Here is a 2235-nt window from a genome sequence, read left to right on the forward strand (position 1 = left end):
GATCTGGGCGAGGGCTTCGTGCTGACGGCGCAGGTCGACCGGTCGGCATCGGCCAGCCGCGTGTGCGCCTATATGCAGACTGCGCTGGAGCAGCTGGCGGCCGCGCTGGAAGGCGCTCCCGAGACGGCGTTGTTGTCCCTGCAGGTGCTGCCGGTCGCTGAGCGGCAGCAGGTGCTGGCGGCATGGAACGCGACCGGGACGCCGTATGCGCGCGAGTTGTGTGTCCATGAACTGTTCGAGCGGCATGCCGAACATCGTCCCGAGGCGGCCGCGCTGGTGTGCGGCGATCGGGAGGTCAGCTATGCCGATTTGAACCGCCAGGCCAACCAGTTGGCGCGCCATCTGCGTAGCCTGGGCGTGGGAGCCGACGCCCGGGTGGCGATCTGCAGCGGACGCGGGATCGAGATGGTGCTGGCGATGCTGGCTACGCTGAAGGCGGGCGGCTGCTATGTGCCGCTCGATCCGGCTTATCCGGCCGAGCGACTGGCCTATATGCTGGCCGATAGCGCGCCGCTGGCGGTGCTGGGCCATGGCGCCGGGCAGCGCGCGCTCGATGGCGTCGGGATCGACGCCGCCGGCGGCGCGTCGCGCATAGATCTGGCGGCGCACAGCGCGCTGTGGGACCAACAGGACGGCGCCAATCTGGCACGCCTGGACCTGACGCCGGCGCACCTGGCCTATGTGATCTACACCTCCGGTTCGACCGGCGCACCGAAGGGCGTGATGGTGGAACACCGCAACCTGGGTAATCTGGTCGACTGGCACTGCGACAGCTTCGCGCTGTCGGCGCAGAGCCGCACCTCAAGCACTGCCGGCGTGGCGTTCGACGCCTGCGCGTGGGAGATATGGCCGGCGCTGTGCGTCGGCGCGGCGCTGGTGATGCCGACGGCGGCGGCCAGCGACAATCCGCAGGCATTGCTGTCATGGTGGAGCGAACAGGCGCTGGATGTCAGCTTCCTGGTCACGCCGCTGGCCGAACTGGCCTTCGCGGAAGGCCACGGCAATGCGCGCCTGAAGACGCTGCTGACGGGCGGCGATCGCCTGCATAGGCTGCCGGCGACGCCGCCGGCCTATGAGGTGGTGAACAACTATGGCCCGACCGAGACGACGGTGGTGGCCACCTCCGGCCGGCTTGACCGCGATGATGCGGTGCTGCATATTGGTCGTCCGATCGCCAACACCCAGGTCTACATCCTCGACGCGCGGCGCCAGCCGGTGCCGCTGGGCGTTGCCGGTGAGTTGTATATTGGTGGCGCCGGCGTGGCGCGCGGCTACCTGAACCTGCCGGAGATGACCGAGGAACGCTTCGTGTCCGATCCGTTCGCCGGCGTGGCCGGCGCCCGCATGTACAAGACGGGCGACCTGGGACGCCATCTGGCCGACGGCAACATCGAATACCTGGGCCGCAATGACTTCCAGGTCAAGATCCGCGGCTTCCGCATCGAGTTGGGCGAAATCGAAGCCAGGCTGTCGGCCTGCGCCGGGGTGCGCGAGGCGGCGGTGCTGGCGCGCGAAGACCAGCCGGGCGACAAGCGCCTGGTCGCTTACGTGGTCGCTGGCGATGGCGTACAGCTCGACCTGGCGGTGCTGCGCACGGAACTGGCGCAGACGCTGTCGGACTACATGGTGCCGAGCGCGTTCGTGGCGCTCGATGCGCTGCCGCTGACGTCGAACGGCAAGCTCGATCGCAAGGCGCTGCCGGCGCCCGATGGCGACGCCTACGCGGTGCGCGGCTACGAGGCGCCGCAAGGCGAGACCGAATTGCTGCTGGCGGCGATCTGGGGCGAGCTGCTGCAACGCGAACAGGTGGGACGTCACGACAACTTCTTCGAGTTGGGCGGCCATTCGCTGCTGGCGGTGGCGCTGATCGAGCGCATGCGCCGGGCCGGCGTGCAGACCGACGTGCGCACCTTGTTCGGCACGCCGACCATCGCGGCGCTGGCCGCCGGTACCGGGGCGGGCGACGTGATGGTGCCGGCCAACGGTATCGTCGACGGCTGCGATGCGATCACGCCGGACATGCTGCCGCTGGCGCAACTGAGCCAGCTGGAGATCGACGGCATCGTCGCGGCGGTGCCTGGCGGCGCCGCCAACATCCAGGACATCTATCCATTGGCGCCTTTGCAGGAAGGGATACTGTTCCACCACATGATGCAAAGCGAGGGCGACGCCTACCTGCTGCCGACGCTGATCGAGTTCGATACGCGTGTGCGCCTGGACGGCTTCCTGTCGACC

At 68.7% G+C, this 2235-nt stretch carries 1 protein-coding gene; it reads left to right on the top strand.

What is annotated here, in order from left to right; genetic code table 11:
* The coding region (locus RUGAMON1_RS32515; protein ID WP_445234401.1) for a non-ribosomal peptide synthetase at nt 1-2235 on the top strand (2235 nt) is incomplete at both ends.

This window comes from Duganella rhizosphaerae, from assembly GCF_040364205.1.
GTDB classification, from domain to species: domain Bacteria; phylum Pseudomonadota; class Gammaproteobacteria; order Burkholderiales; family Burkholderiaceae_D; genus Rugamonas; species Rugamonas rhizosphaerae.